Source organism: Stieleria tagensis (assembly GCF_024129865.1).
In the GTDB taxonomy this organism is placed as follows: domain Bacteria; phylum Planctomycetota; class Planctomycetia; order Pirellulales; family Pirellulaceae; genus Stieleria; species Stieleria tagensis.
In genome coordinates, this window is sequence record NZ_JAMYFE010000102.1 from 1 (window position 1) to 20,774 (window position 20,774).

Annotated in this window: 14 protein-coding genes and 1 pseudogene; 9 read left to right on the plus strand and 6 right to left on the minus strand. The window is 56.6% G+C overall.

The window, feature by feature from the left end; all coding sequences use genetic code 11:
- Positions 1–893 (plus strand): annotated as a pseudogene (locus NHH03_RS22095) (hypothetical protein); the annotation flags it as partial.
- A 16-nt stretch (positions 894–909) separates the two neighbouring features.
- On the opposite strand, the gene NHH03_RS22100 reads toward NHH03_RS22095, so the two are convergent.
- From NHH03_RS22100 to NHH03_RS22110, 3 genes are all read right to left on the minus strand, one after another.
- Positions 910–1,914: a PDZ domain-containing protein gene (locus NHH03_RS22100; protein WP_253159743.1), complete on the minus strand. Its 1,005-nt coding sequence runs from the start codon at positions 1,912–1,914 to the stop codon at positions 910–912.
- 79 nt (positions 1,915–1,993) lie between these two features.
- The gene (locus NHH03_RS22105) at positions 1,994–2,638 is read right to left on the minus strand and encodes a tellurite resistance TerB family protein (protein WP_253159745.1); all 645 of its coding nucleotides are present in this window, start codon (positions 2,636–2,638) and stop codon (positions 1,994–1,996) included.
- 301 nt (positions 2,639–2,939) lie between these two features.
- Positions 2,940–3,161, minus strand: a complete 222-nt coding sequence (locus tag NHH03_RS22110) for a hypothetical protein (RefSeq protein ID WP_253159747.1) — start codon at positions 3,159–3,161, stop codon at positions 2,940–2,942.
- Between NHH03_RS22110 and NHH03_RS22115 the strand changes: the two genes are divergently transcribed.
- On the plus strand, positions 3,160–3,393 hold the full coding sequence (locus tag NHH03_RS22115; protein WP_253159749.1) for a hypothetical protein: 234 nt from the start codon (positions 3,160–3,162) through the stop codon (positions 3,391–3,393). The genes NHH03_RS22110 and NHH03_RS22115 overlap by 2 nt on opposite strands.
- Positions 3,394–3,406: 13 nt before the next feature.
- Here NHH03_RS22115 and NHH03_RS22120 read toward each other — a convergent pair whose 3' ends face one another.
- Together NHH03_RS22120 and NHH03_RS22125 are read right to left on the minus strand one after the other, a co-directional pair.
- Entirely contained in the window at positions 3,407–4,615 is a 1,209-nt protein-coding gene (locus NHH03_RS22120; RefSeq protein ID WP_253159751.1) for a hypothetical protein, read from the minus strand.
- 179 nt (positions 4,616–4,794) lie between these two features.
- Positions 4,795–5,886 carry a lipid-binding SYLF domain-containing protein gene (locus NHH03_RS22125; protein ID WP_253159753.1) on the minus strand — a complete coding sequence of 364 codons (1,092 nt, stop codon included), beginning with the start codon at positions 5,884–5,886 and terminating at the stop codon, positions 4,795–4,797.
- Positions 5,887–6,090: 204 nt separating this feature from the next.
- On the opposite strand from NHH03_RS22125, the gene NHH03_RS22130 reads away from it, so the two are divergent.
- Positions 6,091–7,368: a DcaP family trimeric outer membrane transporter gene (locus NHH03_RS22130; protein ID WP_253159755.1), complete on the plus strand. Its 1,278-nt coding sequence runs from the start codon at positions 6,091–6,093 to the stop codon at positions 7,366–7,368.
- Positions 7,369–7,436: 68 nt separating this feature from the next.
- Entirely contained in the window at positions 7,437–8,525 is a 1,089-nt protein-coding gene (gene glsA / locus NHH03_RS22135; RefSeq protein ID WP_253159757.1) for a glutaminase A, read from the plus strand.
- Positions 8,526–8,652: 127 nt separating this feature from the next.
- On the opposite strand, the gene NHH03_RS22140 is transcribed toward glsA, so the two are convergent.
- Complete coding sequence (locus NHH03_RS22140) at positions 8,653–11,859, minus strand: PSD1 and planctomycete cytochrome C domain-containing protein (RefSeq protein ID WP_253159759.1); 3,207 nt, start codon at positions 11,857–11,859, stop codon at positions 8,653–8,655.
- Between the two features lie 249 nt (positions 11,860–12,108).
- Here NHH03_RS22140 and NHH03_RS22145 point away from each other — a divergent pair, with 249 nt between their 5' ends.
- The 5 genes from NHH03_RS22145 to NHH03_RS22165 all read left to right on the plus strand — a co-directional run bounded on the left by NHH03_RS22145 (position 12,109) and on the right by NHH03_RS22165 (position 20,767).
- Positions 12,109–13,524 carry a DUF1501 domain-containing protein gene (locus NHH03_RS22145; RefSeq protein ID WP_253159761.1) on the plus strand — a complete coding sequence of 472 codons (1,416 nt, stop codon included), beginning with the start codon at positions 12,109–12,111 and terminating at the stop codon, positions 13,522–13,524.
- Complete coding sequence (locus tag NHH03_RS22150; RefSeq protein ID WP_253159763.1) at positions 13,521–15,371, plus strand: DUF1549 and DUF1553 domain-containing protein; 1,851 nt, start codon at positions 13,521–13,523, stop codon at positions 15,369–15,371. Before NHH03_RS22145 ends, NHH03_RS22150 begins: the two co-directional genes overlap by 4 nt.
- Positions 15,372–15,516: 145 nt before the next feature.
- Positions 15,517–17,697, plus strand: coding sequence for a DUF1549 and DUF1553 domain-containing protein (locus tag NHH03_RS22155; protein ID WP_253159765.1), 2,181 nt, complete (start codon positions 15,517–15,519; stop codon positions 17,695–17,697).
- An 11-nt stretch (positions 17,698–17,708) separates the two neighbouring features.
- Positions 17,709–19,049 (plus strand): DUF1501 domain-containing protein, encoded by a 1,341-nt coding sequence (locus NHH03_RS22160; RefSeq protein WP_253159767.1) that lies wholly within the window; start codon positions 17,709–17,711, stop codon positions 19,047–19,049.
- The gene (locus NHH03_RS22165) at positions 19,049–20,767 is read left to right on the plus strand and encodes a serine protease (RefSeq protein ID WP_253159769.1); all 1,719 of its coding nucleotides are present in this window, start codon (positions 19,049–19,051) and stop codon (positions 20,765–20,767) included. Before NHH03_RS22160 ends, NHH03_RS22165 begins: the two co-directional genes overlap by 1 nt.
- Positions 20,768–20,774: the final 7 nt, after the last annotated feature.

Genomic DNA, 20,774 nt, shown 5'->3' on the forward strand with positions numbered 1-20,774 from the left:
ATCGTCTGCCCGGTGATGGCGGTGACAAGGGTCCCATTCGCGATCGCCTGCCCGGTGATGGCGGTGACAAGGGGCCCATTCGCGATCGTCTGCCCGGCGATGATGGTGATCGAACCAGTTTGATCGACCGAGATCAAAGGAACAACATCGATATCAATACCGGCGATATCAATGTTGGCAACAAAGTCGGTGTCAATCGCGAACAGAACATCAACTCGATTCGCAACAAGTACAACAACGTTAACCAGCGGCCCTTTGACCGCAACTATTGGGATCGTCACGGCGCGTACCATAACGGCCCAGGCTGGGGATGGCATGCTGGTTGGAGTTCGCGCCCCAGCAGTTGGTATTGGCAAACTGCGACTTGGGCTACCTGCGGCGCTTGGTTCGCCAGCTGGAATTGGTCCAAACCGTATCCTTACAATTACGGCACCAACGTCGTTTACCGCGACAACAACGTTTACATCAACAACCAACAATACGCGTCGGCCTCGGAGTATTACGAGCAAGCGGAAACGATCGCGTCAAGCATTCCCGAGGATGCAGCCCCGAAAGAAGAGGATTGGATGCCGTTGGGTGTGTTTGCGATTGCGCAAGAGGGTGGTGCGGATTCCGGGATGATGCTTCAGTTGGCCGTGACCAGAGACGGAATCATTGCAGGCACCTTCTACAATGACACCGCGGACATCGATCGACCGGTCGAAGGCAGCGTGGATAAGAAAAGCCAACGAGCGGTATGGAAATTTGCCGACGGCAAGAACGAAGACGTGATGATGGAGGCCGGGATCTCCAATCTAACCGAAGACGAAGCGAACGCGATGGTTCACTTCGGTGCCGACGATTCTGAAACCTGGCTGATGGTTCGCTTGGAAGATCAAGGCGAAGCGGGCTGATCGGTACTTGTGCGTTCTAAAGAGAAACGCGGACCGTTCGTTCGCGTTTCTCTTTGGGGTCAACCACCACCAACTCCATCCGGCCACGCGATGCCTGTTCTGCGGCGGTCAGGTCTTTGGGGCTTTCAATGAGTGTTCCATTGGCTTTCAAGATCAATAATCCCGCTTTCAGTCCGCTGCGGGCGGCGGGGCTGTTGGGTGTGACCTCGGTCACTTTCACGACCGCTTGGCCATCGTAAAATGCCAGCTCGGTGGTCGCCCCCAGCGGTTGCATCTCACGATTGCTGGGTGCGGTTCCAGGCGAACCGGCAGCGACCTGGACCAACACGTCACGTCCGGTTCGCACGTCGCGCACGGTCAGCGAAAATTCGCCTCGGCTGTCGCGATAGGCGGTGGCCAATTGGCTTTCGCTTTCCAATGCGACCCGATTGGCTTCGACCAAGATGTCACCCGTTTCGATTCCCGCGTTGGCCGCCGGACTGCCGGGGGTCACTCCAGTGACCTTCAATGCCGTTTGTCGCCCGATGTTGACGCGTTGTGCCGTGATTCCAATCCCTGCTGCCCCGGGTTGAGGCGAACCGCCAGCGGCCTGGATTTCGTCACTGGGGTTTTCTTGGTACCAATCGTCGCCGCTGGCTTGCCACTGGCCAGATCGTCCGACCGACAGGTACGCGCGAATGCGTGCGTTTGGTTTTGGCAAGGCGCGATTGCGGCCGAGTCGGCTGAGACCTGATCGGGCGTCGCCGGCGTGGGCGTACACAAATTGTCCGGGTGCGGGATAGGTCGCGTCGGTGAGCGCGTCTAAACGCGGCACTTCGGAGCGCTGCACAAGGATTTGAACCAGAGATTCATCACCGGACTGAAATACATTTTCGACGTTGCCGTCCACAATCAAATCGGTCGACTGCACGCTTGGCGTGTCTTGTCCCCACGCCGATGGATAGGTTGCTGTAGCTGTGAAGGACAGCGTCATGACGAACAGGGTCAGTGCACAAGAATTCCGATTCAGTAGAGAAGTCATGGTTCCGGACTCATGGAAAGGAAAGTGGGAGACTCGATAGCAATTCAGCAAGACAAACAGAACACTCGGCCGGGAGCGCCTAGTAAACGCTGGGGGCTCCCATCCGTTGGTGAATTTGTTCGCGAACTTCCTGTGACAGACGCAACGTGTCACCGAGTTCTTTCAGATACTTGGCTTCCGCACCGGTGTCCAAATTGATCGCAATGAGCGACATCGTGTAAACCTGTTGTTCCATCCCGACCGGCACCGACATCGCAAACCCGCGCACATCCAGCGGGCGATCAAATTCGTCTTGCAAAAATTGCAACGCCTCACGCGAAGGGTTGTGCAATTGCTTGATAATGTTTTGTTGCTCGGTTTGATCGATTTGTCCGTCGGCCTTGGCGGCATTGACCATCGCGCGGACCAAGATTGTGGCCCGCTCTTGATCGACACTGGATTGCCCGGCACCGGATTGGCTGGAACGGGATGCAGGCGCCGACGGGCTGCGTGTTGACGTTGTTGTCGGGGCCGGGGATCCGGAATTCCGATCTTTGGCGACATTCAGGATGTCTTCCAATTCCTTGGCTTGGCGGTCGATGTCGGTCGGGGCGGTGGAGGTCGAACCGGAGGGTTTGGCCGGGCTAGAGCGACGCTTGAAGATATCGTTTAACGCGTCGCCTCCCTTTCCGCCGCGACGGGTTTGACTACCTAGCAAGCTTCCCAAAATATCGGTGATGTCCATGGAACGTTTCCTAAAGCGGGGATTTGTCGTTGGGTGTCTGCAACCGCAGCAGACCGAAACGAATTGTACAGCAGCCGACGAGAACCCGCCGTTCTCTCCGATCACAATCACCGGCCGCTTGAGCAATCGCTACGAAAACGTCTTGGATCACTTCGTTGGCATCGGCGGGCTGTCGCGGAGATTTGTGAAGCCAGCGATACAGCACAGGGGTATAAAGATGGCAGAACCTTTGCCATGATTCTGGATCCCTGTCCCGCACGTGTCCGATGAAGCAGACACAATTGGACGGCGGCGAACGACTCTATTCAAACACAAATCCGCTGATTCGCGGTGGCGCTGCCCAATGAACTCCATTCCCCACGGTCGGACTCCAGAACACTGTCCGGTAGGATAGCGGCGCTGAAATCGGATCATCAGCAGAATAGCCGAGTTTTCCAGCCGAATGCGGCGTCGTTAGCGGAAACAATTGAGCCATGACATCCGTCGCACCACCCATTTGAAACGAAAAAGTAGGAAATAACATGTGGCACAAGATCACCGGCGGTTTGGCATTTTTTGTGTTAGCGATCATCGCCGTCTTTGCATTACAGAATCTGGAACCGGTCGAGTTTTCCTTTCTCGGCTGGTCGACCAGTGTTTCGAAGATCGCCGTGATTTTGGGGACCTACGTGCTGGGCATGCTGACGGGCTGGCGAATGGTCAGCCTGATTAAGAACCGATTCAAAAAACAGGATCGCGCCCCGGCGGAGAAATGAGGGCTGCGGTGAATCAGCCGTGATCCGGCGAGAGCGGTTTGGAATACATTCGATAGGTTTTGGTGATCGGTGACTCCATCGCATCAAGAATGCCGCGCATCGCGGTGTTCGATTCCAAGATCCACGACAGTTCGCTAAACCGAACACCTTTTTTTACATTGGATTGGCGGCAACGCTCGATCAATGAAAGCGCCAATGCGGCACCTGTGCGCGTGCTTTGATACTGTTTTCGAATGCCCATTAAAGGTACGCGGACACTGCGACAACTGCCGAATTTCAACCGATACAACAGTCGCAGCCAATTCAGCGGAAAGAGTTTGCCGTCCAGGTCAGCGGTCAGTTCGTTCAGATTGGGGATCGCGACGATGAACCCGGCCAGTTCCCCATCGATTTCCGCCAGAATCACAGCGTCGGTGTCAAACACACGTCGCAGCAGCATCGCCAATTCATTGACCTCGGCATCGGTCATCGGGATATGCCCCCAGTTGTCCGACCAGGCCTCGTTGAACACGTCCAACACCATTGCCAGTTCGGTGTGCAAACGTTTCTTGTCGACGGTCCGCATGGTGATGTTGGTGCCACGTGCTGTTGCCCGCAGGAGGCGATCAAAACGCGGCGAGTGGGCTTTGACGATGTCCAACTCGTAGGCCAATAGATCAATCTGTTTTTGCAGTCCGGCGCCAGCGACCAAACTGTCGTAGTAGGGCAGATGATGCCCCATGAAAATGTAGGGCGGGCTGTGGAATCCCGCGACCAACATTCCGGCCTCTTCATTGATTGAAAGATTGAAGGGCCCGACCATCGTTTTCATGTCGCGCTGCAATAACCATTGTTCTGCAGCGGAGAACAACGCGTCGGCGGTGGGCTGCGAATTTTCTGCTTCAAAAAAACCGAAGTGACCGGTGCCCGGCCCTTGGTGCTGTTGGGCCAATTGGCAAACCTGGGCCGATATTCGACCGACTATCTTGCCGTCACGCTCGGCGACAAACAACGCCGCCTCGGCATGTTCAAAGTAGGGGTTCTTGCCGGGCGTCAGTCGCGTTCGCATTTCGGCAATTAGCGGCGGTACCCAATTCGGATCGTCTTGATACAGCGACCATGCCAACTGGATGAATTGATCCCGATCGCGCTTCGTTTCAACCTGGCGGACAACGATCCCAGGCGTTGCGGTTTCCACTGCAATGCTGTGGTGCCTGCCAGGCGGAATTGTGGGAATGTCCATGGGCGTGAATTTTCGGAGCCGGTAGACGACCTACCCAATAACGAGTCGACCTCAGTCAATCTTAAACCGATATCCTAAATCAATGCCATTGGTACGAATACAGGGTATCCAGATGCCCCTGCTGCGGTCGGCGTTGCAGTCGGCGATCGCCCGGATGCTCGATCCAGCCCAGCGCTGTCTCACTGGGTCGGTGGCGGCGGCAGTTGTAGCGCGCCCGAGGTGCTGCTGAGTGATTGCTGGTAGTGTTTTAGCAAACCGTAAACGGATTGAAATTCGGGGCGTCCGGCCAGTGATTGGAATCTCGGGTCACTCGCGGCGACATTGAAATGATCCAGTGTCGTTTGCATTTCGGCGGCGCTTGTCGGCGTGCCGTTTAAAAACAGCGACGACGGCAGGGCCAGGTATTGTTTCCAATTTTCGTCGAGCATTCCGTACAACCGTGGCGCCAATTGCACGAGCTGGCTTTGTAGGACAGCCGTTTCGGTGGCGCTGTGCTGTTGCACCAGGTCCGGGGCTCCGGTCAGCGGTGGCATCGGTTGCAGTGCGGGTGTGGATGAGGGAGCAAGCGTGCTCGGTGCCGTTCCATTGGGCAACGGCAATGCACCGGCATAGCCTGCGATCGTATGCGTCAGTTGCTCGGCCGCGGGTGGAATCACGACCGGTTGACCAGGGACCGGATTGCCATAGTAGGTTCCGGTTGCCAAACGGTCGATTTGCAGGACTGATCCATCGATCGACACGCCGGCAAATAAGCCACGGCTGCGAGAATAGGAATAGATTTCTGCTTGGAGTTGTCCATCGGTCGCCACCGACGTTTCGCGGCCGACCGGCCCGGCGGCAGCGGCTGCGTCCGCACCCACCGTCAACTTGCCAGACAAGATGCCTTGAATACTCTTTTCTGTTTTGAACACCAAGACGATGTCAGACGACTGCACGCCGACCTGCCAACCGACGTTGCCCCCGGTTAACGTGATGAACACCGGTGCATGCCAAACACCATCGGACTCACGTACGAACAACAATCCGCGGCCGTGTCGCGCGCCAACAATAAAGCTGCCCTTGATCACATTGGGGATGATGGCCACGCCATGACAGTCTTTCAGCATCGCCTGGGGAATATGGTTTAGACGCGTCGTCATGGCCTCGTTCAAAACCAGCGCCGATGCAGCCACGATCTGATCGTCCATCGACTGCGCTCGGATCAGCGACGTCGGCAGGAGCAGGAAACTCAAGGCACTGAAAAAGGCGATCTGGCGAGTGTTCAGAAACATGACGCAGGAGTCCTTTGAAAGCATCAATTGGTACGGGGAACCACAAACTCAGTCGCCCCCACGCCAGCTTAGCCCATTTGCCTGGATTATCGCCATCGCGGTTTTTGTGGTTTGATGCGATGGATTAACCGATGACGATCATACGGATTGGTCTAATTCGATTGACGGCTACGACTTTCATGATCGATCGTCGAGGGATTCGAGATGTCATTCACCACTGCGCTGCATTTTGGCGGGAATGGAGGTTTTCGCTGGATCCAAGGTGTTTGTCTGGCCCTGCTGGCGGCATGGGCTGCGACCGGAGTCGGCCGTGCCGCGGAGGGGGTGGCGGATTGCGAGACGTGTTTGGAATCGCCGGCCGCTGCCGCCGAGGACCGGTTCTATTTTGACGTCTATGGGTTCGCCCAGCTGGATTACATCCAGGATTTCAATCGCGTTGATCCGGATTGGGCCGCGACCCTGCGAGCGAGCCGCATTCCAACCGAGGCGGGGGAATTCGGGGCCGATGGACAATCCATTCTGAGTGTCCGCCAGAGTCGTTTGGGTGTGAAAGCACTGCTGCCCACCTCTGCTGGCGATGTCCGCACCGTATTCGAATTTGACATGTATGGGGTTGGGCCCGACGCAGGCGAAACGACGATGCGGCTGCGGCATGCCTATGGCGAATGGGGGCATTGGCTGGCCGGCCAGACGCACAGCCTATTCATGGACATCGACGTATTTCCCAACGTGATCGATTATTGGGGGCCCGGCGGAATGGTGTTTCTGCGTAACCCACAACTGCGTTGGACGCCAATTCGTGGCGATCACACGTTGGCAGTCGCCGTGGAGCAGCCATCGTCAGACATTGACACTGGCACCTATGATCGTGTCATCCAAGGGCTGGGAGCCGAGGTCCGCGGCGTCAATCGAATACCGGATTTCAGTGCCCGATATCGCTATCAACAAGACTGGGGGCATTTTCAGGTGGGCAGCATTTTGCGCAACATCGCCTACGAAACTGTTCGCTCGCCCCCAACGCCGGGCAATCGCCCCGAAGCCGAGTTCACCGGTTGGGGCGTCAACCTGTCGAGCACGATCAACGTTCGTGATTCCGATCGAATCATCCTGTCCTACGTCACCGGCGAGGGGATCGCTAGCTACATGAACGATGGCGGTGTCGACCTGGCACCGTCGGCATCGTTTCCGATGGCTGCTGATCCGGCGACTGTACCGCTGCGTGGGATGGTCGTTTATTATGATTTACAGTGGAACGACACCTGGAGCAGCGCCATCGGATACAGTGCGACGGAGGTCGATAATTTGGGTGGGCAAACCGCGGACGCTTTCAAACGCGGACAGTATGCATCGGTCAACCTGTTGCATTCCCCCACCGATTCACTGCTGTATGGAATCGAATACTTGTGGGGACAACGGACCGATAAAGATGGCGATTCTGGACAGGACAATCGCATCCAGATCAGCGCCAAGTATAGTTTCTAAACGGCCGAGACAGGATGCGGCCGGCGATCACGCTTCACCCCTCTTGATCCCCCTCTCGGGCAGACGCCATGTCATCCGTCACGAATCATTTGCAGTTCATACGCTCGTCATTCGGCTGCGTATTGGCCGTCACGCTCTCTTGTTTCGCCGCAGCACAGCCGGCTGTGTCTCAGCAGGTGATCGCGCCACCGGCAAACACTGCCATCGCTCCGGCCGACCAAGCCGCTCAGGTCATCACCGCTGCGCTCCAGGCGGCTCACACCGAGTTTGCAGCACTGGACGAGGGCAAAAACGCCGACTACATCCCCGCACTCGCTGCGGTGGATCCCAAGTTATTTGGGATCGCGTTGGTGACGGTCGACGGCAAAGTGTTTCAGATCGGCGATTGTGACGCGTTGTTTGCAATCGAATCGATCTCGAAAGTCTTTACGCTCGCACAGGTGCTACAGGAATCGGGCGAACAGATCGTTGAAGACAACATCGGGGTCGATGCAACCGGTCAAGTTTTCAACTCGATCGTGGCAATTGAACAAGATCATGGTTTCCAGCAGAACCCGTTCGTCAACGCCGGCGCGATCACCACCAGCGGCATGGTGTTGGGTAGCAGCGACAATGAGAAATGGACCAAGATCTTAAACCGTCACAACCTGTTCGCCGGTCGAACGCTGTCGGTGAATGAACCGGTGTTCAAAAGCGAGGCTGCCACCAACCAGCGTAACCAAGCGATCGCCGAATTGATGGCCGCCTATGGGCATATCAAAGACGATCCGAAAATGGTGACCACGGTATACACCCGCCAGTGCTCGATCAATGTGAACGCCAAAGACTTGGCAACGATGGCGGCCACACTCGCCAACGGTGGTCTCAATCCGGTGACCGGCGTCGTGGCGTTGGATGCCCACCATGTGCCAAAGGTCTTGGCGGTGATGGCGACCGCCGGGCTGTACGATGATTCCGGTATTTGGTTGTACAACGTCGGCTTGCCGGCCAAGAGCGGTGTCGGCGGCGGCATCATCGCCGTGGCGCCCGGCAAGTACGGTATCGCTGCCTTTTCGCCTCCGCTTGATGCCGCAGGCAATAGCGTCCGCAGCCAAAAAGCGATCGAGAAAATCGCCGACCGACTTGGCGGAAACCCCTACCGGGTGACGCCACAGTAGGTGTCTGTGAGGGATCTTTCACAAGATTCAATGTCATTCGAAATGTTTCCCGTAGCTGATCCCGCCAGGGTTCAGACCGTCTGAATCCTGGCGGGTCTAGCTGCGCGCTGATCCGTTTCGATGATCCCTAGCGAATGGTGACAAAGTCGTTGTGGTTGATCATCGCTTGCACCAGTCGCGATCGAATCCGATGCTCGCGTGCATCGGGCACCAGCGATTTGACTTCGTCTAGTTGATTCATCGTCAACCAAAACTGCTCGCACTCGGCCAATTCCGTTGCCGTGACGTCTCGGCCGAGCAGTTCCGCAAAACAAGCCTGCACGAACGATTCAAACCGACTCGATTGACGCTCGCGTGTGATTCGTCGTGCAATTTGGTCCGACATCTCAATCGCCACTTCACTGTTGGACAGCGCCAACGCCTGTTGAGGAACGATGCTTTCACTGCGGCGATAGCACTGCATGATATCGGCATCGTCGAACATTGACAGAAACTTGTCTTGTTGGTCGCGAGAGTGTTTGAGATACAAGCTGCGCCGACGCGAGGATTGATTCGGGTCTACCGAAGGACCACCGATGGTTGCGTCCAATTGTCCGGCGTGCAGCAGCAACGTGTCGCGAACCAATTGGGATTCCATTCGATGTGAATTTCCGCGCCAGTAAAACTGGTTGGTCGGGTCGGCGGCCAGCGTCGCGGCATTGGCATCCGCTTGTGAAGACGTTCTGCGATAGGCGTCACTGGTCACGATCAATCGGTGCAAGTGTTTAAAGCTCCAGCCGGAAGCCATGAATTCGGCCGCCAAAAAGTCCAGCAGCTCGTGCTGCAGGGGTTGTTTCGCACGCAGCCCAAAATCAAAGACCGATTCGACCAGCGGTGTTCCGAAATGCCGCATCCAAACCTGGTTGACTGCGACGCGGGCGGTCAACGGATTCTCGGTGGAGGTGATCCACTGTGCCAACGCGAGTCGTCGCCCGGTGCTGGTGGGTGTGTAGGTTGGCGGGTAATCCGATTCTTTGTCGGCAGGCGACTCCAACGCTTTTTGAGCCCCTCGCAACGATTGATACACGGGTTGATCAGGATCGATCTGCTCGCGTTGGTTGGTCGCCGCCTGTCGTTGCTGCTCGGCTGTTTGCCGTGCTTTGTCGCTTGTCGCCGCCGCCAATTGGTAGTTAGCCTCTGCGATTTCAGCATCGGCTTGCGATCGAGCCGCTTGGAAAGCCAGTGACATGGCAGATGCATCACCATGCGATGACTGGAATTGGGCGTTGTCGGCACGGATCGTCGACTCTGTCGCGGCCAGGCGTCGCTGTGCCGCATCGAGTTTCAACCGGGCCAATTTGACGGCGGATTCGGTCGTGGAATCAGCTGTCCCAGGCTTGTTCTTGGCTGCTGTGAGTTCGACATCATCGGCCAGGGATTCGATGGCGATTTTGTCGAAGGCAACACTTGCGTCAAATCCGCCAAACGAGAAACCTCCAATGGGGCGATCGGGAAATTGATACGCCAGAACGAATTCATCATTCAACCACACGTTGCAGAGCGTGCCACGAAGGGCAAACCGCAGGTGGATCGGATTGCCAATCTCGATCGACTGAGCCGCGCGACCTTCGCCCGGATAGCTCGATTTTCCACCGCGGGTGATCGCCGCCTGGACTTTCGATCCTGGCGACTGCGCACTGGTGTAAACAAAATTTGCCTCGTCCAAGTTCTCGGACTGATCAAAACGAAATGTCACCGAGCGATACTTTGCACCGCCAGTGGTTGTGTACCAACATTCAACTTGGAAATCGTGTGGTAGCGGATCAAGCAGCCGAACGAATGGTGGATCCGTCGTCGCAACCGTTTGGGACAGTTTGCCGTCTTGGTACTGCCAGCCGTCGCCGACCATTTTCCAGCGGTCGGGATTGGCCGCATCAAACGTGTCGATCATTGCATAGCTGGGACTTGGTTGTTTGGCGTTTTGCAGTGCTTGGTCGTGATCCTGTTCGGCTTGGCGGAGATTTTTGAATGCGTCGGAAACCTTGCGTTTGGCAGCCGCAATTTGATCGCGTTGTGAGTAGTCGCGTGTTCCAGGTGCATACGCACTCGGTGGCAGCGAAACAGGTTTCGTCAGAGGTTCAAATTCACTGAAGATCTCCGGCACACCCGCGGTCAGTTGATGATCGGTATCCGGATCGTTGGGGTCTCCGCGACGGTGTAGGTAGGTCGGTTGGTCGACGTGGTCGTCAAAGACGCGGGGGATGCCGTCTTGTTCGAAATCGATCACGCCAGGGACCGGATCCAATCGAACCTGGTGCGGTTCAAAGATCGCGCGATAGCGGTAGTAATCGAGATGAGTGATCGGGTCATATTTGTGATCGTGACATTTGGCACAATTCAGTGTCAGCCCCAAGAACGCTTTCCCGGTGTGTTCGATCGTCGAATCCAGCCAAGTCGTGCGATTGAACAGGTAATAGTTGCGCGCTAAAAAACCCGTGGCAGAGATTGCCTGGGGATCGCCGGGTGCCAGTTCATCGCCCGCCAGCATCTCTTGGATCATGCGGTCATAGGGTTTGTCATCGTTCAATGATTGGATGATCCAATCACGCCAATGCCACATGTGTGGTTGGCTAAACCGCAATTGCTGTCCCAGTCCATAGCCTTCGCTATAACGCCAAACGTCCATCCAGTGCCGTGCCCAGCGCTCACCGTGGTGGGGACTGGCCAATAGAGCGTCAACAATTTCATGCCAGGGACGTTCGTCTTGCAGTTGATTACGCGTGGGCGGCAAACCGACCAGATCCAAATACAGACGCCGCAGTGCGATCGGCCGACTCGCACGACCGAGCGGTTGGATCCCTTGGGCGTCGCGTTGCCGGGCCAACAGTTGATCGATCGGATGTTCTGCGAGTGTGTCCCCGCCGATGTCGTCCACGTCGGGGCGAACGATTGGTTGAAACGACCAGTGTTCGCGAGGTGCCGGTGGTGGGGCTTCCTCGGGGGCTACTGCACCTTGCAAAATCCAGCGTCGAACCAGTTCGATTTGATCCGGTTGTAATGCGGACCCTTCGTCGGGCGGCGGCATTCGCTGGTCGCCTTCAGCGGTGATTCGCTGCAACAATAGACTGGCGTCGGGATCGCCTGGAGTGACGACGTCATTTTCCAACATCAACGCCAGAGTCTCGACTCGCAGATCGGATTCCTGTTTCAACACGCCATGGCACGCGTAGCACTTCTCCGACAACAGGGGTTTAATCTCGGTTAGATAATCGATGTCTTGCGCCACAGTCCTGGCACACATCAAATGGCCTAGCGAGAGCGCGGCGACGGCAGCGAGGTGAAAAGAATGACGCACGTGGAGCCCGAAAAAGGTGGGAGGGCGAGGTGAGGACGTTCAGTATAACGAGAATGGCCGCCGCAAAATCAAATTCACTCGCTGGACGAGTCAGGGGGCAATGTGTAGCTGGACCGGCCACGGTTCAGAATCTGAACGTCCGCCCCGTCTAAACCCTGGCGGGCCCAGCTACGACCAAAACTCACCGCTGTATCTGACGGTGCCGCATGTTTTTGGCACTCGGAACGAGGTTCGGTTACGATGACGCCTATGAACCAGCAACTACCAAGTTCGATCAGTCGACGTCACTTTTTGCGACACGCCGGTGGCGGTGCCGGATTGATCGGTTTACAGAGTTTGTTGTCTACGGAAAACGGGCTCGCTGGCGGTCCGAATCCGCTTCCCAAAACCCACTTCCCGCCTCGCGCCAAGCGAATCATCTGGTTGTTCATGCATGGCGGTCCCAGTCATGTCGATCTGTTTGATCCCAAACCGGACTTGGTGAAATATGCCGGAAAGTCGCTGCCGGAAAGCTTTGGAACGGTGATGACACGCCGCAAAGTCGCGAACAACCCGTTACTTGGTCCGATTCGGCCGTTCCGACCGCGGGGCCAGTCGGGGCTAGAGATCTCCGATTTCCTGCCGCATCTATCCACCGTTGCGGACGAACTGTGTGTGATTCGATCGCTGCACGGTGACAGTGTGAACCATCCCCAGTCGGTGTATCAGATGAACACCGGCAGCATTCTGATGGGGCACCCCAGTTTTGGTTCTTGGCTGTCCTACGGACTGGGAAGCGAAAATGAAAACATGCCGGCGTTTGTCGTCTTGCCCGATCCGGGCGGCGGACTCAAAGGCGGGCCGTCGGCTTGGGGAAACGGATTTTTGCCGGCAACCTATCAGGGCACCACGATGCGTCCGGGTAGCACCCCAATCTTGAACTTGGCCGCACCGGCGGGCATCTCCAATCCGCGGCAGCGATCAACGCTGGATTTCATCGAACAACTCAATCGTCGACACTTGGCGGCACGAGGCGTTGACGATGAACTGGAGGCCCGGATTCATTCCTATGAACTCGCCTTTCGAATGCAGTCGGCTGCGCCCGAAGCGGTCGATTTTTCACAGGAAACCGCGCAGACCCTATCGATGTACGGAATCGATCATCCGACCACGCGTGACTACGGGCAGCGTTGTTTATTGGCGCGGCGGTTGATCGAACGAGGCGTCCGCGTCGTCCAGGTCTATTCCGGCGACACCAACGGTTGGGATGCGCATGAAGATGTCGCGAAAAACCATACCGAGTACTGCGCCAAAACCGACCAACCGGTCGCCGCGCTGCTAAAGGATCTCAAACGCACCGGATTGTTAGATGACACGCTTGTCGTTTGGTGCGGCGAATTCGGTCGCATGCCGATGAGTGAGAAAGGCAAAGGGCGTGACCACAATCCCTGGGGCTACTCCGGTTGGATCGCCGGCGCCGGCACACGTGGCGGTCGGGCCCATGGCGAAACCGACGAAGTCGGGCTGCGGGCCGCCGTGGACACCGTTCATGTCAACCAGTTCCATGCCAGTTTGTTGCATTTGATGGGGATGGATCATCGCGACCTGACCTATTTTCATAACGGTCTGGATGAACGCTTGACCGGGCCAGCCGAGGTGGATGTGATTGAGGAATTGATTTCATGAGTCGCATCATTGGACAGCACCGGTGGCATTGGGTCTGGATATATTTTCTGGTGGTTCACCCCTTTGGCTACGCGCAAGACCAAATCATCGATGACGAACTCTCTGCGTTTGATCGCGATCATTGGGCCTATGAACCGATCCAACGCCCGCCCTTGCCGGCGACCAGCGACGCCGGGTGGTCACAAAATCCGATCGATCGATTTATTTTGGCAGAGCTCGAGGACCAGTCGCTGCGGCCGACGAGTGAAGCAGACAAGTCGACGTTGCTGCGACGTGTCTGTTGGGATCTGACGGGATTGCCGCCAAGTTTGGATCAGGTCAATCGCTATTTGGCTGATTCACACCCCGATTCCTATCAACGGTTGGTTGATTCGTTGATGGCGTCGCCTGAATACGGCAAGCATTTGTCACAGCGTTGGTTGGATTTGGCAAGATTTGCCGAAACCGATGGCTTTGAACACGACAAATTCCGTGACCAAGCATGGCGATATCGTGACTGGGTGATCCGGGCGATGAACCAAGATTTTCCGTATGACGAATTTGTCCGCTGGCAACTGGCCGGGGATCAAATCGCGCCCGACAACGACGATGCCGTGCTGGCCACTGCGTTTTGTTTGTCGGGGCCAGACATGCCGGACATCAACTCGATGGACGAACGACGTCATGTGCTGCTAAACGAAATCACATCGACCGTGGGGTCGGTTTTGTTGAGTTTGCAATTCGGTTGCGCGCAATGTCATGACCACAAGTATGACGCGATCAGTCAAGCCGACTTTTATCGACTGAGATCGTTCTTTGACTCGTCGATTGAACTGGTCAAGAATCGATCGGTCAACGTGCTGGCATCCTACAAAGAATTTCCCCGCACGCATCTGATGGAACGCGGTGATTGGCGCAGCAAGGGCCCCTTGGTCGCCCCCGCCTTTCCCCGCGTGTTGAACGCCAGCGGGCAGTCATTGCCCGATTCCGTCAGTCCTCGCAGGGCGTTGGCCGAGTGGTTGACATCCCCTTCACATCCATTGACCGCGCGGGTCATCGTGAATCGGATTTGGCAACATCATTTCGGCACAGGACTGTCGTCCACCCCCAGTGACTTTGGTGTGATGGGCGACTCTCCCAGCCATCCACAGTTGCTGGACTATCTGGCGACCGAACTGATTCAATCCGATTGGAGCACCAAACGAATCCATCGGATGATTGTCTCATCGAATGTCTATCGCACCCGCAGCGCGCCACCGGCTGACGACGGGTTGCGTCTGGACTGGCAGCGAGCCGCTGAGGTTGATCCGGAGAATCGATTGCTCAGTCATTTCCCTCGACAGCGATTGGACGCCGAAGCGATCCGGGATGGTCTGTATGCGGTTAGCGAATCGATCAATGGCGAAATGGAGGGCCCTGGGGTTCGGCCGCCGCTACCACCGGAGATGGTCAAGACACTGCGAACTGGTCAGTGGACACTGACCGATGACACGACCGACTATTATCGCCGCAGCATCTATCTATTTGCCCGGCGAAATCTGCGTTACCCCTTTTTTGCCACGTTTGACCGACCGTCCGCAGATGGTCCTTGTTCCCGACGAAACGAATCGACCACCGCGGTCCAGTCGCTGACGTTGTTGAATTCGGACATCATCATGGACGCGGCCCGTCGTTTGGCCACCGTGGTCACAGCCAGCCAAGCCGACCTGGGTGACCAAGTCAACGAACTGTACCTGCGATTGTATTCGCGGCCAGCGGACACCGCTGAATTGCAGGCGGCCACCGCGTTTGTGCAATCCGATGGAATTGCATTGAGCGACCTGTGCCGGGCGATGTTGAATTCCAATGAATTTCTGTACGTCGATTGACATCGGCGGGGGGAAATAACTTTGCGGGGATTGCCCAAACTCACTGGCAATGCGGTTATACTGCGACTCCCTACCTTTCCCACCTCCCGCCTCCCCGCCCGCCATGTCCGGTTGCCTTGCACCAAGGTTATCGATCCTGTTCGTCGTGTTTGCATCGATGATGCTGACCCTGACGTTCGTTGTTCCGGTCCGCGCCGCTTCGCTGGCGCCGTCGCATCCGGTCAGCTTTGAATTGGACGTGCAACCGATTTTGACCGCCCATGGCTGCAATTCCGGGGCCTGTCACGGCAAGCAGCGGGGGCAAAACGGATTCCAATTGTCACTGCTTGGTTTCGATTCCGATTTTGATTTTAGTGCCTTGGCCCAACAATCTCGTGGCCGCCGCGTCACGATCACGGCACCGTCGTCCAGTTTGCTGGTTCAGAAAGCCACTGCCCAAATGCCACATGGCGGTGGCCGTCGGATTGAGCCCGACTCAAACGCCTATCACACGTTGGTGGACTGGATCGCGCAAGGCGTGCCACGTCGTATCGCCGACGAACCCTCGCTGGATCGAGTGGTTCTCGCGGAGAGTGAATTTTCGCTGGCACCAAACCAGCAGGCGGAACTGTCCGTGATCGCGCACTACAGTGACGGCAGTTCACGCGACGTCACCGAATTGGCCACCTATCTGGCAAACGATGCGGCCGTGGTTCAAGCCGATGCAAGTGGGCATTTGACTGCGGGGCCCCTGCCGGGTGAAACCGCGGTGATGGTTCGCTACATGAATCACATCAGTGTGGCCAACGTCAATATCCCCCGGACCGATCCCTTGCCCGATGGGTTTTACGAAGAACGTCCACGTGCCAATTTCATTGACGATCTGGTTTTCCAAAAACTAGATGCCCTGGAGATTCAGATCTCGCCGCCCGCCAGCGACGCCGTCTTTTTACGACGTGTTTACACCGATGTGATTGGTCGGTTGCCGACGTCGGAACGAGCCAAACGATTCCTTGAATCAAACGCTGCTGACAAACGCGCCGAACTGGTCGATGAAATCTTGAACCAGCCTGAGTACGCCGACCATTGGGCGAACCTTTGGGCGGATCTGCTGCGTCCGAACCCCTATCGCGTCGGTATCAAAGCCGTCCTGAACTATGACAATTGGATCCGTCAACAGTTTCGCGACAATGTTCCCTACGACCAATTTGCCAGCGGATTGATCACCGCCCAGGGCAGCACCTGGCGCAACGGTGCGGTGACACTTTACCGCGATCGACGCAGCCCCGACGAAATTGCGACCTTGATCAGCCAGTTGTTCTTGGGCATCCGTTTGGAATGTGCGAAATGTCATCACCACCCGTTTGAAAAATGGAGTCAACGGGACTTTTATTCGTTTGCGGCTTTCTTTGCCAAAGTGGATCGCAAGGGGGTGGGGCTTTCACCGCCGATTTCCGGCGGCGAGGAAATCGTGTTCAACTCCGAACGCGGCGAAGTTAAACATCCGGTGACCGGGCAAGTGCTTGATCCCCGGCCTTTGTTTGGCAGCGTTGATGAATCCATCGAGAACAATCCACGTCAAGCACTTTCACAGTGGATGACATCCACCGAGAACGAGTACTTTGCCAAAGTCCACGTCAATCGGATTTGGGCGTTGCTGATGGGGCGTGGGCTGGTCGATCCCGTCGATGACCTGCGCAGCACCAATCCGCCTAGCAATCCGGCATTGCTGGATGCTTTGGCACAGCACTTTCAAGATTCCGGGTATGACCAAAAAGAGCTGATTCGGTTGATCGTCTTGTCCAATGCTTACGCAACCGGTTCGCAGCCCAACGCGACCAACAAGACTGACCGGTTGAACTATTCCCGTCACTATCGCCAGCGACTGCGCGCCGAGATCCTGGTCGATGCGGTGACCGCGGTGACGGAAACGTCGGAGACATTCACAGCGTTACCACCCGAGTCACGTGCCAATCAAATCTGGACTCACCGCGTCGATTCGATGTTTTTAGACACCTTCGGCCGGCCCAACGAAAACCAAGATCCGCCCTGTGAACGAATCAGTGATTCATCTGTCACCCAGACGTTGCACCTGATGAATTCTCGCGACATCGATCGACGCATTCGCAGTGACTCGTCTCGCGCGGCTCGCTTGTCCGCTGCGGAAATCCCAGCCACTGAAATCGTGGACGAATTGTATCTAGCCACGTTTTCACGCCAGCCCTCGATCGAAGAAAGACGCTACGCTGCATCCCTGATTGAAAAATCGGGTGATGATCGACGGAATGTGATCGAAGACATCATGTGGGCAATGCTGAATTCCCCCGAGTTCATACTTCAGAACTAGCAGATAACACGATGATCCACGATTGGAAAAACTGTGACGGCGTTTCCCGGCGTGATTGCTTGCGACTGGGACTGGGCGGACTGGTTGCCGGCGGGCTAAGCGGTGCGCTACGCAGTCGCGCGCAGGCGTCCGAATCGTCGGAGGGCCAGGCCGTGGGGCGACAGGCCGACGCTTGCATCCTGGTCTGGCAGGATGGCGGGCCCAGCCACTACGAAACCTTCGATCCAAAACCACTGGCTCCCGTCGAGATCCGCGGGCAGTATCACCCGATACAAACACAGACGCCGGGGATTCAATTCGCCAAACCGATGCAAAAATTGGCGGCGATCAGCAATGAGTTGGCGATTGTTCGGTCGATTCGACATGACCAGGGCAATCACGGTGCTGGCAATCATTACATGATGACAGGTGCACCGCCTCGGATTCCCGTTGGCTGTGGTGCCTTCGTTAGTTTTCATCCCAGTATGGGAAGCGTGGTCTCGCAACAGGTCGGAGCGCCGGACGGCATTCCCGCCTATTTTTCGATTCCCAATATGTCGCGGTCTGGCGGCCCGAATTTCTTAGGCAGCCAATACGCCCCCTTTGTTGTTCCCGACAGCCCGAATAGTTCCAGCTTTCGTGTCCGCGATGTGACGTTGCCCAGCGGTTTGACCGACCAACGCTTTGATTCTCGCCAAAAGATCCGTGACGAGATCGACACGCTGCTGCGGTATCAAGATGCTGCGGTTGCCGATCCGGCCATCGCCGTGGATGAGTTTTACGAGCAGGGGATGCAAATCATTGGCAGCCCCCAAGCCCAGTCGGCCTTTGACATCCATCAAGAACCTGACGTGATCCGCGACGCTTATGGTCGTGACTCGTTCGGCCAACGGGCGCTGCTGGCCAGACGGTTGGTGGGGGCCGGCGTTCCGTTCGTCACGCTCTACCATGGCGGCTGGGATCATCACACCAAAATCTTCGAATCCCTCGACAAAAAATTGCCACCGTTCGAGGCCACCATTGCGGCCTTGATTTCTGACTTGAAACAACAGGGAATGCTCGAGCGCACCTTGGTTGTCGTGCTCGGCGAATTCGGTCGGACACCCAAAATCAATAAAGATGGTGGGCGAGATCACTGGTCCAATGCGATGAGTGTGATGTTTGCCGGTGGAGGCACTCGCGGTGGCCAAGTGATCGGAGCGACCGACCGTCAGGGCTACGCCGCGGTCGAGCGAGTTCTCGCGCCGGAGAACTTTGTTTCCACGATCTATCGGAAGCTAGGCATCGACCCGGGACAATTCATGTACACGCCCGAAGGCCGGCCGGTTCACCTGGTCAGCAACGCGACCCCCATTGATGAGTTGATGTCGTAGTGCGCCGATCACACCACAAGTTGTTGGTTGGTGCCGAGAGTCTCGCCCGCCGACCACGCCGATTGATGCAAGACACGACACGCTGGGTTTGCTGGACGATGCTGGCCTGTGTCGCGACGTCTCTCTCGGCCGAGACTCTGCAGTTGGACCGTTTCTACCCACCGGTGATCGCCCGTGGAGATGCGACGACGGTCACTGCCGAAGGCAAGTTTCCGGTGTGGCCGCCCGAGGTCGAAGCGGATCGCGATGATGTTTCGGTGAAGGTTGATAAAGAGTCCGGCAAGCTATCGGTTTCGGTCAACGCTGACGCACCGCCCGGTGCCGTTTGGATTCGCTTGCGTGACCAACATTCCCTATCCGATTTGGTCCCACTGATCGTGTCGACGGCGAGCGTGACATTGGAAACGGAACCCAATGCCAAGCGTTCCGAGGCTGACCAGTTGACGTTGCCGACTGTCGTTGCCGGTCGACTGGAAAAATCCGGTGACAGTGATGCCTATCGGGTCAGCGTCAAAGCGGGGCAACGTTTGGTCGCATCTGTCACTGCCCATCAAGTGCTGCGTTCGCCAATGGATGCAGTGCTTCAACTGTCCGACGTCGACGGCAACGTCTTGATTCAATCGGAAGATGTTCGCGGTTTTGATCCACAAATCGTGTACACCAGTGAAAGGGAGACGGAATTAATCCTGCGGATCTTTGCCTTTCCTGAAACCCCCAATCAAACCATCGGTTTTGCCGGTTCGCAGGCGATGGTCTATGCGATTGATGTCACGACGGGGCCGTTCATCGACCACGCGGTGAGCGAGAAACACTCGGGTTCTGACCGGGCGATCGCGTTTGGGCACAACTTGTCCGATGAATTCGATGTGCAGTTGAGCAATGTTTCGCAGCATTCACCGCCAACGGTTTACGCTGATGCGAGCATCGGGTGGGCATGGCTATCGGACGACTGGGTGTCGGCCGTGGCACCGACTGCGACGCGACTAGCCATGGGGCAATCTGAAATCGAATCTTTGCCGGTCGTTGTCTGTGGTCACATTTTAAAACCGAACCAAACCGACAGCTATCACATGCCCGTGGCTGCGGGGATTCGCTACCGCGCCGAAGTCCGCTCGCGACCGGATGGATTTTTGTTGGATTCGAAATTGGTCGTCGTGGATTCAGAATCTGGGAAACAGATCGCCAGCAATGATGACATCAAACGTGGTGGGTATGACGCCGGAGTCGAATTCACTGCCGAGCAAGAGGGGCGGGTTGAAGTCCGACTTTCGGACACGGTGAACGATTCCGGTCCCAGGCATTTCTACCAACTGCTGATTCGCGCTGTCACACCAGGGTTTCAGTTGTCGGCTGCTGCCGACCGATTTGTGATTCAACCAGCAACGCCACTGGAGATCCCGATCACAATCGAGCGAGATTCTGGATTCAGTGGCCAACTCTCCATCGAAGCCACTGAATTGCCCGCCGGCGTTACCTCCGCAGCGGTCGTTTCCGAGCCCAAAGGGGAAACAGCGAAATCAGTCAAACTGAATTTGGTTGCCACAGATGCAGCCCCGGGGCACTACCCGTTCCACATCGTTGGCAGTGCATTGGATGCTGACGAAAAAACCAAGGGCGATCCTCAGAACAGCGTGTTTGCACTGCGTCCGGCAATCTCACTGGACACCTTTTGGCTGACCATTCCGCCCCAGCCAACACCCACGCAAAAACAACCATGACTCACCA

What these genes read in the sequence shown, in the direction of transcription:
- NHH03_RS22110 (WP_253159747.1), bottom strand. Translation starts at nt 3,161, where the DNA reads ATGTTATTTCCTACTTTTTCGTTTCAAATGGGTGGTGCGACGGATGTC.
- NHH03_RS22115 (WP_253159749.1), top strand. Translation starts at nt 3,160, where the DNA reads ATGTGGCACAAGATCACCGGCGGTTTGGCATTTTTTGTGTTAGCGATC.
- NHH03_RS22160 (WP_253159767.1), top strand. Translation starts at nt 17,709, where the DNA reads ATGATCCACGATTGGAAAAACTGTGACGGCGTTTCCCGGCGTGATTGC.
- NHH03_RS22130 (WP_253159755.1), top strand. Translation starts at nt 6,091, where the DNA reads ATGTCATTCACCACTGCGCTGCATTTTGGCGGGAATGGAGGTTTTCGC.
- glsA (WP_253159757.1), top strand. Translation starts at nt 7,437, where the DNA reads ATGTCATCCGTCACGAATCATTTGCAGTTCATACGCTCGTCATTCGGC.
- NHH03_RS22145 (WP_253159761.1), top strand. Translation starts at nt 12,109, where the DNA reads ATGAACCAGCAACTACCAAGTTCGATCAGTCGACGTCACTTTTTGCGA.
- NHH03_RS22125 (WP_253159753.1), bottom strand. Translation starts at nt 5,886, where the DNA reads ATGTTTCTGAACACTCGCCAGATCGCCTTTTTCAGTGCCTTGAGTTTC.
- NHH03_RS22120 (WP_253159751.1), bottom strand. Translation starts at nt 4,615, where the DNA reads ATGGACATTCCCACAATTCCGCCTGGCAGGCACCACAGCATTGCAGTG.
- NHH03_RS22105 (WP_253159745.1), bottom strand. Translation starts at nt 2,638, where the DNA reads ATGGACATCACCGATATTTTGGGAAGCTTGCTAGGTAGTCAAACCCGT.
- NHH03_RS22100 (WP_253159743.1), bottom strand. Translation starts at nt 1,914, where the DNA reads ATGACTTCTCTACTGAATCGGAATTCTTGTGCACTGACCCTGTTCGTC.
- NHH03_RS22150 (WP_253159763.1), top strand. Translation starts at nt 13,521, where the DNA reads ATGAGTCGCATCATTGGACAGCACCGGTGGCATTGGGTCTGGATATAT.